Raw genomic sequence first — 14,404 nt, 5'->3', positions numbered from 1 at the left:
ATCACTATTCAAAAAGAAAACAGCAAGTCTGAAGATTTCGCCGCACGCGGTCCCGCTTTTCCAAAGCCGGAATCGGTCGCCATAGCCGACGGACAGCAAGCCGTCTCTCTCGTGAACGACAAAACCAAATCTTCCGATCATACCGCGTCCGATCTCACATCTCTCTCTTCGCATGACGCTGAAACAGCACAAAAAGTGGCAACACCCACACAACCTATTCCGATAGCGGCGCAGCCGACGGCTCCTGCCGCGACCATAAACCCGGTTCACGTTCAACAAATGCAAGCGATAGAGCAAGACGTTGGCGCAGCGTTTGACCCAACTGGGGATGTGTCAGTCGACACAGCGGGCGCGACCCAAGGCAGCTCCTCCGTGCGCGGCGAGGCAACCGGACACACCGCGACTGCGACGCCGAACATGGCCCAATCGGTCAGCCGCCAGGTCGCGATTGCCGTTGCACAGATGCCCGATCAACCTGTGGAAATCGCGCTTTCCCCCGAAGAACTGGGACGTGTTCGACTGGTTCTGCATGCGTCCGAGCACGGCATGGTGGTAAGCGTGCAAGCTGAGCGTCCCGAAACCCTTGATCTGATGCGCCGCAATATCGGCATGCTCGCTGCGGATATGCGCGATTTGGGCTATAGTGAGCTAAACTTTACCTTCAGCGATCATCCCCAGCAGCAGTCTCGCCACCCCGAACCGGAGGCCAGCTCAGAGATGCTTAGCAGGCGCGGAGATCGCAACACCGACGCACCCGCCACCGTTCGCCCCCCCCCAATGACCCCTCTTGCCGAAAATGCCTCTGGGCTTGATCTGCGCATCTAGGAGAAAGACATGACAATCATTTCCTCCGTCACCACATCGACCACCACAACGGCAGCGCAGTCGAGCACAAGCTCGAAGACGGAAATCAGTGCAGATTTCCAGACATTTCTGACGATGCTCACAGCGCAAATGCAAAACCAAGATCCGCTGAACCCGGTCGACAGCACCGATTACGCGACCCAGTTGGCGACGTTCTCGGGGGTCGAGCAACAGGTAAAAACCAACGATTTGCTGCAAAACCTTGCCGCACAAATGGGAGCTTCCGGGATATCGGAGCTTGCGGGATGGGTCGGGATGGAAGCGCGCGCCGAAGCGCCCGCCTGGTTTGACGGCAGCACGCCCGTGACGCTTGCGCCAACCCCTGTTCGCGGCGCAGATCAGACGGTGTTAGTGGTCAGCGATGCCAGCGGGACCACCGTCGCGCGCGAGGCGATTGCCCCGACCAATGAACAGGTCTCATGGACCGGGAATGATGGCTCTGGCGGCATCCTGCCCGAGGGGGTCTATTCCTTCAGCCTCGAAAGCTATAACAGCGGCACGCTGATTGGCACGAATACGGTGGAAACCTACGGCCACATCACCGAGGCGCAAGGCGGAACAGATGGCACGCAGCTGATCTTGAAAGGCGGGACAGTCATTTCAACCAGCGACGTCAAGGCCTTGCGCGAAGGCTAAAGCAGCTCGCCCAGAATCACACCGATCACCACAAGCACCACAGCAGCGGCCCCCAACAGAACATAGGGCCAACGGCGGGGTGCGGGCGGTGCAACGATGGGTTCGTTTTGCCTGCGGATCGCCGTTTTGATCAGATCGGGGAGTTCGGGCCCAAACCGCGCCAAGACATGCACCGTTCGACGCAGATCGCGCAGCGCCGCGCGCGGGCCAAGACTTTCGCGAATGTATTTCTCGACCACGGGCTGGGCCACGTCCCACATATTGATGCTCGGATGGAGTGAACGCGCCACCCCCTCGACCACGACCATGGTGCGCTGCAACAAGATCAACTCGGTGCGGGTCTGCATTCCAAAACGTTCCGTCACCTCGAACAGATAGGCCAGCAGGCGCGCCATCGAGATATGCCCCGCATCCATGCCAAAGATCGGCTCACCAACGGCGCGCAGCGCCAACGCAAACTCCTCGACATCTTGATCCGCCGAAACATAACCCGCCTCGAAATGGACCTCGGCCACACGACGATAATCGCGCTGGATAAAGCCCATCAGAATTTCGGCATAGACCCGGCGGGTATATTCATCGATCTGTCCCATAATTCCGAAATCATAGGCCAGCACGTCGCCATTCGCCGCAACCTTGAGATTGCCGTGATGCATATCGGCGTGGAAATACCCGTCGCGCAGCGCATGGCTGAGAAACAGTTGCAACACCCGTTCGCCCAGCGCCTGCACGTCATGTCCTGCGGCAACCAGCCCGGCCCGATCGCCCATCGGCAGCCCCTCGGCCCAGTCCAGCACCATCACGCGCTTGGCCGAGAGATGCCAAATCGGCTGGGGTACCTTGAACCCGGCATCGCCCTTGGTATTGGCCCCGAATTGCGACGCCGCCGAGGCCTCCAGCCGCAAATCCAGTTCTCCAGAGACAACCGATTCGAAGTGCTTGACGACCTCAGTGGGGCGCAGACGACGTGACGCGGGAGAGAGGAACTCAATCATCCCCGCGACAAAATGAAACGCGTCAATATCGCGACTGAACGCCCGCTCAATCCCCGGCCTCAAGACTTTGACCGCAACTTTTTCCCCCGTATCGGCGCGCCGCGCGGCATGGACTTGCGCGATCGAGGCGGCTGCAACGGGTTCTGAAAACTCCATGAACAGCTCATCTGCCGAGGCGCCCAACTCTTGGGCAATCATACGCTTGGCAATTGCACTGTCGAAGGCGGGCAATTTGTCTTGAAGAACACGCAGTTGGTCGGCCAACTCCTCGCCCACAACATCGGGGCGCGTCGAAAGAATTTGGCCGAACTTGATATAGGCGGGGCCCAGTGCGGTGATCGCCCGCGTCACCGGCGGCAAGGCCTCATCGCCCTTGTAGCCCAGCCACGCAAAGGGCCAACTGATCGCATATGCCAAGGCGCGCAGCCGTGGCGGCGCATCCATCGCCTCAAGCGCCTGATGCATCGCCCGCGAGCGCACAAAGGTCGCACCGGTGCGGATCAGACGCCAAATGTTATGCGGTCCGCGCATTCAGAGCTTCCAGCCAGAATGCAGCGCCGCGATCCCAAGCGAGAGGTTGCGATAGCTAACATTGCCGAAGCCAGCGGCGCGGATCATCGTCGCAAAGCTTTGCTGATCGGGGAACTTGCGGATCGATTCGACAAGATATTGATAACTGTCACGATCCCCGGCCACCATTTCACCCATCTTGGGAATGATATTGAACGAATAAAGATCATATGCCTTTTGCATCATATCATTCGGGATCTGGCTGAATTCCAACACCATCAACCGCCCACCGGGGCGCAGCACGCGATAGGCCTCGGACAGGGCATCGGCGATGCGGGTCACATTCCGAATGCCAAACGAGATCGTGTAGACGTCAAAGCTTTTATCGGCAAAGGGCAGCGCCATCGCATCGCCCACCACCCAATCAAGACTGTCGGCCATGCTCTCGGCCTCGGCGCGTTTGCGCCCTTCGATCAGCATCGGCTCGGTCATGTCGCACACGGTCGCATGCGCCTGTCCCGCGCGCTTGAGAAAGCGAAACGCCACATCCCCCGTGCCGCCGGCAACATCCAGCAGCCGCTGGCCGGGGCGCGGCGCGAGCCAATCCATCATCGCGTCTTTCCAGACGCGGTGAATGCCCATGCTCATCAGGTCGTTCATGATGTCATATTTTGAGGCAACCCGAGAGAACACGCCATGGACCATCCCGGCCTTGGCGTCTTCATTCACGGTCTGATAGCCGAAATGCGTGGTCTTGGAACTGTCTGCAGTCATGGTTATCGCCTTCAGGACCTTGCCGATCGAAAATTCTCCCCCTTCTTATAGGGGCCGATCCGGCCATTACAATGCGACAGGAGAGATCAATGCCCGAACTGCCCGAGGTCGAGACGGTACGACGCGGCCTTGCCCCGGCGATGGAAGGAGTGCGCATCGCGCGGGCACAGGTGAACCGCCCCGATCTGCGCTGGCCCCTGCCCGAACGCATGGCAGAACGCCTGACGGGCACGAAGGTCGAGCGGCTGCGGCGACGCTCTAAATATATCCTTGCTGACCTGGATAGCGGGGAAAGCCTGCTGATTCATTTGGGTATGTCAGGGCGGATGATGGTGTCGGGCGTGATGCTGGGAGAGTTTCATCTCGACCACCCCGCGCCGCTGAAACACGATCATGTGGTGTTGCATATGGAAGGTGGCGCGCGCGTGACCTTTAACGATGCGCGTCGGTTTGGCGCGATGGATCTGGTGCGCACGGATCGCGAGGCGGCGCATTGGTTACTGGCAGGGCTTGGCCCCGAACCTTTTGGCAATGATTTTCACGAAGATTACCTGATTGAGGCGCTCAAACGCCGGGCCACACCGATCAAATCCGCGCTTCTGGATCAGCATGTCGTCGCGGGCCTTGGCAATATCTATGTCTGCGAGGTGCTCCATCGCGCGAAAATTGACCCGCGTCGCCAAGCCAAACGGATTGCCACGAAACGCATCGCCAGTCTCGTGCCGATCATTCGCGAGGTGCTGTCCGAGGCGATCGCGGCAGGCGGATCGAGCCTGCGCGATCATCGTCAAGCCGACGGCGAATTGGGATATTTTCAACACAGTTTTCACGTCTATGACCGCGAAGACGCGCCCTGCACCGCCTGTGGCACAACGATCCGGCGCATAGTACAAGCAGGGCGTTCCACGTTTTTCTGCCCGACATGCCAAAAGTGACGCAGCGCACAGGGCGGAACAAGGTGCTTGATCTGCCCTTCTCACCTGATAGGACTCCCGTTCAAAGTTAAGGAAAGGCAAGACCGCATGGCCTACCAGACCCTGATCGTCGAGATCGAGGATTATATCGCCCTGATCCGACTCAATCGCCCCGACGCTCTCAATGCGCTCAACGCCCAATTGCTGGGCGAGTTGGTCGATGCGCTGAAATCGGCGGATGAAAATGACAAAGTGCGTTGCATCGTCATCACCGGTTCGGAAAAGGCGTTTGCCGCCGGCGCCGACATTAAAGAGATGTCGGAGAAGAGCTTTGTGGACATGTTCACAACAGACTACTTCGGCCCCGAAGCCGAGGCGATCACGCGCACCCGCAAACCCATCATCGCAGCAGTGTCGGGCTATGCGCTTGGCGGTGGGTGCGAATTGGCACTGATGTGCGATTTCATCATCTGTTCGGAAAGCGCAAAATTCGGCCAGCCCGAAATCAACCTTGGCGTCATCGCCGGGATCGGCGGCACGCAGCGCCTGACCCGTTTCGTGGGCAAGGCGAAGGCGATGGACATGCACCTGACCGGACGGTTCATGGATGCGACCGAGGCCGAGCGCTCGGGGTTGGTCAGCCGCGTTGTGCCCAATGCCAAGCTGATCCCCGAAGCGATGGCCGCCGCGAAAAAGATTTCCGAGAAATCCATGCTCGCCGCCGCCGCGGCGAAAGAAGCCGTGAACCGGTCGTATGAAACGACGCTGCGCGAGGGCATTTTGTTTGAGCGGCGCTTGTTCCACGGGCTGTTTGCGACCGAGGACCAAAAAGAGGGCATGGCGGCCTTCCTCGAAAAGCGCGAGCCGCAATTTCGCGACAAATAAACGAGTCGCTTGTGGTGCGATTGCAGTTGCAGACGGGGCTTCGGCCCCGTTTCGCATTTGAGGGCTTTTCTTTGCGCCCCTTTTACCGTAGAGACGCCGCTTACATGCGCGTGGAGCCCGCTCAGGCTAGAATCAACTAGGTTCGCTGGAATCCGGGCTGTCGTGCAATTTTGATATTTGAACAGACCCGGAAAGTGGGAAGACACCATGGCAAACACGCCCCAGTCCAAAAAACGCGCCCGTCAGAACGAGCGTCGTCAAGACATCAACAAAGCGCGTCGTTCGCGCATTCGCACCTACCTGCGCAAAGTCGAAGAAGCGATCGCTTCGGGCGATCAGGATGCAGCAACCACTGCGTTGCGCGCCGCTCAGCCTGAATTGATGCGTGGCGTGACCAAGGGCGTTGTTCATAAGAACACCGCTGCACGCAAAATGTCGCGTCTGGCCTCGCGCGTGAAGGCGCTCTCGGCTTAAGCGTTTCAAAAGCAAATAAAATGAAAAGAAATTGGGCGCCCATTCGGCGCCTTTTTTCATTTTTATAGCCTTTTCAAAGTCTTATCATAAAAGTGTTGCCATTTTGCGCAGCCCCATCAGATTCGTTTTTGAAATTCCGCAGTCAAGTGAAAAGGTCAGTTGCCTGCGCGCTAACCGAATTGCTAGTTTCACGAAGCGATTCACGTCGCCTTGGGGGACATAACGAATTTTTCTACTAGCGAGGACGGCTATAAGTCTGCCGTTTTAAACAAATTAGCGCCGCAACCTCGCTTTGGGAAAATCCGATTCCGATTCTATAGGGCACCTGCCCTTGGCTTCGGCAGTTAATGCTGCAACCGACCTTTGTCGGGCGGCGGTCTGTGTCCCATTGCTGTGCGCGAAACGGCTGCCAACCGTTTCGACCGCGACAGACCCAAGGCGTCTTTCGTCGCAACTTGATGTATGTATTCGATGGGCGGGAAAATGACGGACGAAACCTGGGGGCAGGTCTGCAATCAGCTTCAGAAAGCTGTCGGACAAAATAACTACACAACGTGGATTGCACCGTTGGAGCCCGTTGGGCTGTCCGATGGCATCGCGTCGTTTCACGCACCAACCAAATTCATGCGAGACTGGGTGTCGCGCAATTTCGCCGAACCGATTCTGCGCGAGCTGCGTCATGCCGGTGTGATCGTTGAGCGTATCGAAATTCTGGTGCTCAAGCATCGCCCGGCCAATGCGGCACCGGCACCGACGCACGCCTCTGCACCGCCAGCCCGCAAAATCGTTAGCAATCTGGATGCCCCCCTGCCCAGCGCTCCGCTTGATGGGCGTTTCACTTTTGACAGTTTCGTCGTCGGCAAACCGAACGAGCTGGCCCATGCTGCGGCCAAACGCGTTGCCGAAGGTGGCCCGGTCAGCTTCAATCCGCTGTTCCTGTATGGCGGCGTTGGTTTGGGCAAAACCCACCTGATGCACGCGATTGCCCATGACTTGCGCCAGCAACGCCCCGATCTGCGCGTCCTTTATCTTTCGGCCGAGCAGTTCATGTATCGCTTCGTGCAAGCGCTGCGCGACAAGCAGATCATGGACTTCAAAGAGATGTTCCGCTCCATCGACGTGCTGATGGTCGATGACGTGCAATTCATTGCAGGCAAAGAAAGCACGCAAGAAGAATTTTTCCACACGTTCAATGCCTTGGTAGATCAGGGCAAACAGATCGTGATTTCGGCAGATCGTGCCCCCGGCGAGATCAAGGACCTTGAGGAGCGGATCAAGTCGCGCCTGTCCTGCGGCCTTGTCGTTGATCTCCACCCGACCGATTACGAACTGCGCCTTGGCATCTTGCAGACCAAGACCGAAAATTACCGCACAGAATATCCGGGGCTGCAAATCGCGCCCGGCGTGCTGGAATTCCTTGCGCATCGCATCACCTCGAACGTGCGCATTCTCGAAGGGGCCCTCACACGGCTATTCGCCTATGCCTCGTTGATCGGGCGCGAAATTACGCTGGATCTGGCGCAAGAGTGCCTGAAAGATCAGCTGCGCCAATCCGAGCGCAAAGTCACCGTCGAAGAAATCCTGCGTAAGGTTGCCGAGCACTATAATGTGCGCCTGTCCGATCTGGTCGGACCGAAACGCATGCGCGCCATTGCGCGACCCCGTCAGGTTGCGATGTTCTTGTCGAAATCGCTGACCACGCGGTCGCTGCCCGACATCGGGCGTCGCTTTGGCGGTCGGGATCACACCACGATCATGCACGGGATTCGCAAAATCGAAGAACTGCGTGCGTCTGATTCGCAACTTGCCGAAGATATCGACATGCTGCGCCGCCTTCTGGAAAGCTGAAACGGCCACCCGGGCTTGACGCTTGGTGCAAAGCAACCGAATGTCTCGGAAAATCTATTGTGCCGGCGCGGTAAGGTGATACGTTGCCTGCCCCGGACACTCATGAGGGATCGATATGAAATTCAGCATTGAACGCGCTGTGCTTCTCAAAGCCGTTTCGCAGGCCCAGTCAGTGGTTGAACGCCGCAACACGATCCCGATCTTGGCAAATGTGCTGATCGAGGCCGAGGGCGACACCGTACAGTTCCGCGCCACCGATCTGGATATCGAGGTGGTGGACAAAGCGCCCGCCAAGGTCGAACAGGCTGGCGCGACGACCGTTTCGGCGCTGATGCTGCATGAAATCGTACGCAAATTGCCCGATGGCGCGCTGGTCGCGATTGCCGATGATCCCGCAGCCGGGCGATTGAGCGTGCAAGCCGGGCGCTCTAGCTTCAACCTTGCCACGCTGCCCAAAGAAGATTTTCCGGTCATGGCAAGCTCGGAATACACGGCCAATTTCACGGCTAAGGCGGGCGTGCTCAAGCGCTTGTTTGATAAGTCGAAATTTGCCATCTCCACCGAAGAGACCCGTTATTATCTCAACGGCGTTTACATGCATGTCGCGACGGGCGAGGATGGCCAGGTGCTGCGCTGCGTGGCGACAGATGGGCACCGTCTGGCGCGCATCGACGCCGCCCTGCCCGATCACGCATCCGACATGCCCGGCGTCATCGTGCCGCGCAAGACGGTAAACGAAATGCGCAAATTGCTGGATGACGACGATCAGGAAATCGCGGTCTCGGTGTCTGAAACCAAAGTGCGTTTCGCAACGCCTGCGATCACGCTGACCTCAAAGGTCATCGATGGCACCTTCCCCGATTACACGCGCGTCATTCCGGTGGGCAACACCCGCCAGCTGGAAGTGGATGCCAAGGAATTCGCCAAAGCCGTGGATCGCGTGGCGACGGTGTCTTCGGAACGCTCGCGCGCGGTCAAGCTGACGCTTGAGGCGGATAAGCTGGTTCTTTCGGTCAATGCGCCGGATGCGGGTGCGGCCGAGGAAGAACTGGTCGTGGCCTATAATGACGAGCCGCTCGAGATCGGGTTCAACGCGAAATACCTGCAGGAGATCGCCGATCAAGTGGATCGCGAAAACGCGGTATTCCTGTTCAACTCGTCGGGCGATCCGACCTTGATGCGTGAAGGCGGCGATACGTCGGCAGTCTATGTCGTGATGCCGATGCGTGTGTGACGCCTGTCGGATGCCTCCGGCGGGAGTATTTCGAGCTAGATGAAAGAGAGCGATGCTGCGTGAACTGACGATCTTGCAGTTCCGCTCGCATCGGCGTGCCGAGATTGCCTTTGATGGGCGGCCTGTGGCGATTTACGGGCCGAACGGGGCCGGAAAAACCAACATTCTAGAGGCGGTATCACTGTTTTCCCCCGGGCGCGGTTTACGGCGCGCGCAGGGCGATGAGCTGATGCGCCGCGACGAGGCCGTTGGCTGGAAGCTGCGCGCGCTGACGCAAGCGCATGAGATCGAGACCTCTGCCCTGCCCGGCGAGCCACGCCGCGTTGAGATCGACGCCAAGGCCGTGCCGCAAATCGCGCTGGCGCAAATTTTGCGGGTTCTGTGGCTGGTGCCCTCGATGGATCGGCTTTGGATTGAGGGGGCCGAGGGACGGCGGCGGTTTCTGGACCGGATGGTGATGAGCTTTACGCCCAGCCATGCCGAGGCCACGTTGACCTATGAAAAAGCGATGCGCGAACGCAATAGGTTGCTCAAGGATATGGTGCGCGACCCGGCGTGGTACCATGCGCTAGAGGGCCAGATGGCCGAGGCGGGAGCCGCCATTCGCGCCAACCGCGCCGATGCACTGGCCCGGATTGCAGCCGCTCAAGATGGGGCGGCGACGGCGTTTCCAGCAGCCAGTCTGGCGCTCGATAATCAGGGGCCCGAAGACCTTGCCGGGGCGCTTGAGGCCAATCGGTCCCGCGACATGGCGGCGGGGCGCACGCTGGAGGGGCCGCATCGCGCCGACCTGCTGGCCACCTATAGCGAAAAGAATGCCCCCGCCTCGCTCTGTTCGACGGGTGAGCAGAAGGCCTTGCTGATCTCGCTTATTCTGGCCAACGCGCGCGCGCTTTCCGGAGAGACGGTGGTGCTTTTGCTGGATGAGGTCGCGGCCCATCTGGACTCTGCAAGACGTGCAGCGCTTTATGACGAAATCTGCGCACTTGATGGGCAGGTTATGATGACGGGAACGGGCGCGGAGCTGTTTGACAGCCTTGGATCGCGCGGCCAGTTTCTTGAGGTATTCGAGAGCCCGACCGGCTCGCAGGTGCAAGAGGGCACGCCATGACTTACCCGGTACAGCGCGTTACACTGATCACGCTGGGCGTGGCCGATCTGGGACGCGCACAGTCATTCTATGCGGCCTTGGGCTGGCAGCCTGCGCAGCAACAAGAGGGCGTGGCATTCTATCAGCTGAATGGGCTGGTTTTGGGTCTGTTTGGCCATGCGGACCTGGCCAAGGATCAGGGACGCGATGCGGCCGATCTGGGCACAGGCGCGATGACTTTGGCGCAGAATTTCGACACGCTCGAAGATGTGGACGCCGCGTTTGAGCAAGCGCTTGCCGCAGGTGCTACGGTGCTTAAACGTCCCGAAAAGGTGTTTTGGGGCGGCTATTCGGGCTATTTCGCAGATCCCGACGGCCATGTCTGGGAGCTTGCCCATAATCCGTTCTGGCCCTTGGCCGATGATGGAGGCCTGACCCTGCCATGACCCTCACCTTGGCGCAGATTGCGCTGTATTCCGGCGCGCTGTTCGTACTGTTCCTCACCCCTGGCCCGGTCTGGCTCGCGCTGTTGGCACGCAGCATGTCGGGTGGGTTTGCTGCCGCTTGGCCGCTCGCGCTAGGCGTCACCGTCGGCGATATGATCTGGCCGGCATTGGCCATCCTTGGCGTGTCGTGGCTGGTGCAGGAATTCAGCTATTTCCTGATCGTTCTGCGCTGGATCGCCGTGGCGGTATTCATCGGCATGGGGTTTTTACTGATCCGCCACGCAGATCATAAAATCAGCTCGGACAGTCGCCTGACACGGCCCGGCAAATGGGCGGGCTTCGTCGCGGGCCTGATCGTGATCATTGGCAACCCCAAGGCGATCTTGTTTTACATGGGCATCCTGCCGGGTTTCTTTCCGATCGCGACAATGACATCGGCCGATATTGCGTTGGTCAGCCTGATTTCCGCGATCGTGCCTTTGACGGGAAACCTGATCCTTGCCAGCTTTGTCGACCGCATTCGCAGCTTTGTCACAAGCCGGGGCAAGTTGGCACGGCTCAACCGGATCGCGGGTGGGTTGATGATTGCCGTCGGAGTTTTGATCGCGTTCACATGAGACCCCTAAATCTTGTGTCTCAGGCGTGACATTCCCCGGCCTATCCCCTATAAAATCCATAGATAAATAAGGACGGGCGAGCATGGCCGAAAATACTCCGAACAATAGCGCTTATGGCGCCGATTCCATCAAGGTTCTCAGAGGCTTGGAGGCGGTTCGCAAACGTCCTGGCATGTATATCGGCGACACCGATGACGGGTCTGGTCTGCATCACATGGTTTATGAGGTCGTCGATAATGGCATCGACGAGGCTCTGGCCGGTCACGCCGACTATGTTCACGTAAAAATTCACGCCGACAGCTCGGTCTCGGTGCGCGATAACGGGCGCGGAATTCCGGTTGGTATTCACACCGAGGAAGGCGTCTCGGCGGCAGAGGTCATCATGACCCAGCTGCATGCGGGCGGCAAATTCAACAACACCGACACCGATGGCAATGCCTACAAAGTCTCGGGCGGCTTGCACGGGGTTGGCGTTTCGGTGGTCAACGCGCTGTCTGACTGGCTGGAACTGACCGTCTGGCGCGATGACAAGATCTACAAGGCGCGCTTTGAACATGGCGAATGTGTCGAGCATGTGCATGTCGTGGGTGATGCGCCGGGCGAAAAGGGCACCGAGGTGCGGTTTTACGCATCGAACAAGGAAACGAGCCCCGAGGGGACGTTTTCCAACCTCGATTTCCAGTTCTCCACGCTCGAAAAGCGTTTGCGCGAACTGGCTTTCCTCAATTCCGGCGTCCGCATCCTGATCGAAGATGAGCGCCCCGCAGAGCCGCTGCATGTCGAGTTGCACTATGACGGTGGCGTGCGCGAATTCGTGAAATATCTCGACCGCTCGAAGACCCCCGTGATGCCCGAGCCGATCTATATGGTCGGCGAAGTGCGCGGCATCGGCGTTGAGGTCGCGTTGTGGTGGAATGACAGCTACCACGAAACGGTGCTGCCCTTTACCAACAACATTCCCCAGCGCGATGGCGGCACCCATATGGCCGGTCTGCGCGCGGCCTTGACCCGCACGATTACGAAATACGCTCAGGAAAGCGGCATCGCGAAACGCGAGAAAGTCGATTTCACCGGCGATGACGCGCGCGAAGGTTTGACTTGTGTGTTGTCGGTCAAAGCGCCTGATCCGAAATTCTCCAGCCAGACCAAAGACAAGCTGGTGAGCTCCGAGGTGCGGCCTGCGGTCGAAAACCTCGTGAACCAGAAGCTGTCTGAATGGTTCGAAGAAAACCCGACCGAGGCCAAGCAGATCGTCGGCAAGATCGTCGAAGCCGCCCTTGCACGCGAAGCCGCCCGCAAGGCGCGCGAATTGACCCGTCGCAAAACGGCGATGGATGTAGCCTCGCTGCCCGGCAAGCTTGCCGATTGTCAGGAAAAAGACCCAGCCCTGTCCGAAGTCTTCCTCGTCGAGGGGGATTCCGCAGGGGGATCGGCCAAGCAGGGCCGTGAGCGGAAAAATCAGGCGGTGCTGCCGTTGCGCGGGAAAATCCTGAACGTGGAACGCGCGCGGTTTGACCGGATGCTTGGCTCGGACCAGATCGGCACGCTGATCACTGCGCTTGGCACCGGCATTGGCCGCGATGAATTCAACATCGACAAGCTGCGCTACCACAAGATCGTCATCATGACTGATGCTGACGTCGACGGCGCGCATATCCGTACGCTTTTGCTGACCTTCTTCTTCCGGCAAATGCCCGAACTGATCGAGCGTGGGTATCTCTATATCGCGCAGCCGCCGCTCTATAAGGTCGCGCGCGGCAAGTCCGAAGTTTACCTCAAGGACCAAACCGCGCTGGACGATTACCTGATCGAACAGGGCGTCGATGGTGCGATCTTGCGGCTCAATACTGGCGAAGAAATCTCGGGTCAGGACCTTCGGCGCGTGGTCGAAGAGGCCCGCGTGATCAAGCGTATCCTTGGCGCCTTCCCGACCCATTATCCGCGCCACATTCTGGAACAAGCGGCAATCGCGGGCGCAATGTTGCCCGGCAAACTAGATGCCGATGCACAGGGCGTGGCCGATGCGGTGGCCGAGCGTCTTGATCTTGTCGCGCTGGAATATGAGCGCGGCTGGCAAGGTCGCCCGACGCAAGATCACGGCCTGCGCCTGACCCGCGTTCTGCGCGGTGTCGAAGAGGTACGCACCTTGGACGGCGCGGTTCTGCGCGCGGGTGAGGCGCGGCGTCTGGGCCAGCACACCGACACGATGAACGAGGTCTATGACCACCCCGCCAAGCTGATGCGCAAAGAGCGCGGAATCCTGATTCACGGCCCGCTGGAATTGCTCGACGCGATCTTGCAAGAGGGCGAAAAAGGCCTGTCATTGCAGCGCTATAAAGGTTTGGGCGAAATGAACCCCGAACAGCTTTGGGAAACCACGCTCGACCCGTCCGCACGCACCCTTTTGCAGGTTCGCATCGAAGACGTGGCCGAGGCCGAGGACATCTTCTCCAAGCTGATGGGCGACGTCGTCGAACCGCGCCGCGAGTTCATCCAACAAAACGCGCTATCGGTCGCGAATCTGGACTTCTAAGCTGATGTAGGGCGGCGCATAATGTTTCGCGCTGCCCATAATATTTCGTAAAGTACCCATAAGGTTTCGTTTCGGCCTATCTGGCCTCCAAAGCGATCAGGGGCGATTCGAGGCTCAGATTTTGCATTTTCTGGATGGCAAAACGGAATTTCACTGCGCCAGAAACCGAACTTTTTTCTAACAGTTGACGAGAACCCGCTAGCGAGCCAAATGCTATTCAATTGAAGCGTTGAGGGCAGAGAACAAACGAGCGATCCGTTTGACGACATCTGCGGTCATCACCAGCCCAGACTCGCTCCCCGATTTCTTCAGAGGCGGGTGAGCTGGACGGAAATCTGCCGATAGTAGCAGCACCGACGCGGACGGGCCGGAAGCAGTCATTCGCTGCGTAGGCCACCAACGTCGACAATTCGAAAGGAGCCCACCGCCCGAACTTGTCAGAGCAAAACTTTGTATCATCGCGACATCAGCTACCCCGCACCGGCTTGATAGGCAGGAGGCGAGGTGCGGTCGATGAAGCCGGTCTTCGCCCACCGACAGGTGGCGAAACGCACCATGACCAACCTGGCCGTCCGTTCCAACTA

General features: G+C 58.9%; 13 protein-coding genes. 11 read left to right on the top strand and 2 right to left on the bottom strand.

Annotated features, from left to right (window positions below; translation table 11 throughout):
* Window positions 1-330: 330 nt before the first annotated feature.
* Both QZ571_RS17265 and QZ571_RS17260 read left to right on the top strand, forming a co-directional pair.
* Window positions 331-825 (top strand): flagellar hook-length control protein FliK, encoded by a 495-nt coding sequence (locus QZ571_RS17265; RefSeq protein WP_295537283.1) that lies wholly within the window; start codon window positions 331-333, stop codon window positions 823-825.
* 9 nt (window positions 826-834) lie between these two features.
* The gene (locus QZ571_RS17260) at window positions 835-1,500 is read left to right on the top strand and encodes a flagellar hook capping FlgD N-terminal domain-containing protein (RefSeq protein WP_295537281.1); all 666 of its coding nucleotides are present in this window, start codon (window positions 835-837) and stop codon (window positions 1,498-1,500) included.
* On the opposite strand, the gene ubiB is transcribed toward QZ571_RS17260, so the two are convergent.
* A complete protein-coding gene (gene ubiB / locus QZ571_RS17255; protein WP_295537280.1) occupies window positions 1,497-3,026 on the bottom strand; it encodes a 2-polyprenylphenol 6-hydroxylase in 1,530 nt (509 codons plus the stop codon). The two genes, QZ571_RS17260 and ubiB, sit on opposite strands and share 4 nt — an antisense overlap.
* A complete protein-coding gene (ubiE, locus tag QZ571_RS17250) occupies window positions 3,027-3,779 on the bottom strand; it encodes a bifunctional demethylmenaquinone methyltransferase/2-methoxy-6-polyprenyl-1,4-benzoquinol methylase UbiE (RefSeq protein ID WP_295537279.1) in 753 nt (250 codons plus the stop codon).
* An 89-nt stretch (window positions 3,780-3,868) separates the two neighbouring features.
* Here ubiE and mutM point away from each other — a divergent pair, with 89 nt between their 5' ends.
* The 9 genes from mutM (at window position 3,869) to gyrB (ending at window position 13,820) form a co-directional block, all read left to right on the top strand.
* Complete coding sequence (gene mutM / locus QZ571_RS17245; RefSeq protein ID WP_295537277.1) at window positions 3,869-4,714, top strand: bifunctional DNA-formamidopyrimidine glycosylase/DNA-(apurinic or apyrimidinic site) lyase; 846 nt, start codon at window positions 3,869-3,871, stop codon at window positions 4,712-4,714.
* Window positions 4,715-4,801: 87 nt separating this feature from the next.
* The gene (locus tag QZ571_RS17240; protein ID WP_295537275.1) at window positions 4,802-5,578 is read left to right on the top strand and encodes an enoyl-CoA hydratase; all 777 of its coding nucleotides are present in this window, start codon (window positions 4,802-4,804) and stop codon (window positions 5,576-5,578) included.
* A 207-nt stretch (window positions 5,579-5,785) separates the two neighbouring features.
* Entirely contained in the window at window positions 5,786-6,052 is a 267-nt protein-coding gene (gene rpsT, locus QZ571_RS17235; protein WP_295537274.1) for a 30S ribosomal protein S20, read from the top strand.
* A 483-nt stretch (window positions 6,053-6,535) separates the two neighbouring features.
* Entirely contained in the window at window positions 6,536-7,900 is a 1,365-nt protein-coding gene (gene dnaA / locus QZ571_RS17230) for a chromosomal replication initiator protein DnaA (protein WP_295537272.1), read from the top strand.
* A 115-nt stretch (window positions 7,901-8,015) separates the two neighbouring features.
* Window positions 8,016-9,134, top strand: coding sequence for a DNA polymerase III subunit beta (dnaN, locus tag QZ571_RS17225; protein ID WP_295537271.1), 1,119 nt, complete (start codon window positions 8,016-8,018; stop codon window positions 9,132-9,134).
* A 52-nt stretch (window positions 9,135-9,186) separates the two neighbouring features.
* Entirely contained in the window at window positions 9,187-10,245 is a 1,059-nt protein-coding gene (recF, locus tag QZ571_RS17220) for a DNA replication/repair protein RecF (protein WP_295537269.1), read from the top strand.
* Window positions 10,242-10,670: a VOC family protein gene (locus tag QZ571_RS17215; RefSeq protein WP_295537267.1), complete on the top strand. Its 429-nt coding sequence runs from the start codon at window positions 10,242-10,244 to the stop codon at window positions 10,668-10,670. The genes recF and QZ571_RS17215 overlap by 4 nt, the downstream gene beginning before the upstream one ends.
* Window positions 10,667-11,287, top strand: coding sequence for a LysE family translocator (locus tag QZ571_RS17210; protein WP_295537265.1), 621 nt, complete (start codon window positions 10,667-10,669; stop codon window positions 11,285-11,287). The genes QZ571_RS17215 and QZ571_RS17210 overlap by 4 nt, the downstream gene beginning before the upstream one ends.
* Window positions 11,288-11,369: 82 nt before the next feature.
* On the top strand, window positions 11,370-13,820 hold the full coding sequence (gene gyrB / locus QZ571_RS17205; protein WP_295537263.1) for a DNA topoisomerase (ATP-hydrolyzing) subunit B: 2,451 nt from the start codon (window positions 11,370-11,372) through the stop codon (window positions 13,818-13,820).
* Window positions 13,821-14,404: the final 584 nt, after the last annotated feature.

The sequence above is a fragment of the uncultured Thioclava sp. genome (genome assembly GCF_913064665.1).
Lineage (GTDB): Bacteria > Pseudomonadota > Alphaproteobacteria > Rhodobacterales > Rhodobacteraceae > Thioclava > Thioclava arctica.
This window is presented reverse-complemented; position numbering and strand designations above follow the sequence as displayed.

Bases quoted from the DNA above. Each gene is read 5' to 3' on its own strand.
- dnaN (WP_295537271.1), top strand. From the start codon at position 8,016: ATGAAATTCAGCATTGAACGCGCTGTGCTTCTCAAAGCCGTTTCGCAG.
- recF (WP_295537269.1), top strand. From the start codon at position 9,187: ATGCTGCGTGAACTGACGATCTTGCAGTTCCGCTCGCATCGGCGTGCC.
- QZ571_RS17260 (WP_295537281.1), top strand. From the start codon at position 835: ATGACAATCATTTCCTCCGTCACCACATCGACCACCACAACGGCAGCG.
- ubiB (WP_295537280.1), bottom strand. From the start codon at position 3,026: ATGCGCGGACCGCATAACATTTGGCGTCTGATCCGCACCGGTGCGACC.
- rpsT (WP_295537274.1), top strand. From the start codon at position 5,786: ATGGCAAACACGCCCCAGTCCAAAAAACGCGCCCGTCAGAACGAGCGT.
- QZ571_RS17240 (WP_295537275.1), top strand. From the start codon at position 4,802: ATGGCCTACCAGACCCTGATCGTCGAGATCGAGGATTATATCGCCCTG.
- mutM (WP_295537277.1), top strand. From the start codon at position 3,869: ATGCCCGAACTGCCCGAGGTCGAGACGGTACGACGCGGCCTTGCCCCG.
- QZ571_RS17210 (WP_295537265.1), top strand. From the start codon at position 10,667: ATGACCCTCACCTTGGCGCAGATTGCGCTGTATTCCGGCGCGCTGTTC.
- dnaA (WP_295537272.1), top strand. From the start codon at position 6,536: ATGACGGACGAAACCTGGGGGCAGGTCTGCAATCAGCTTCAGAAAGCT.
- gyrB (WP_295537263.1), top strand. From the start codon at position 11,370: ATGGCCGAAAATACTCCGAACAATAGCGCTTATGGCGCCGATTCCATC.
- ubiE (WP_295537279.1), bottom strand. From the start codon at position 3,779: ATGACTGCAGACAGTTCCAAGACCACGCATTTCGGCTATCAGACCGTG.
- QZ571_RS17215 (WP_295537267.1), top strand. From the start codon at position 10,242: ATGACTTACCCGGTACAGCGCGTTACACTGATCACGCTGGGCGTGGCC.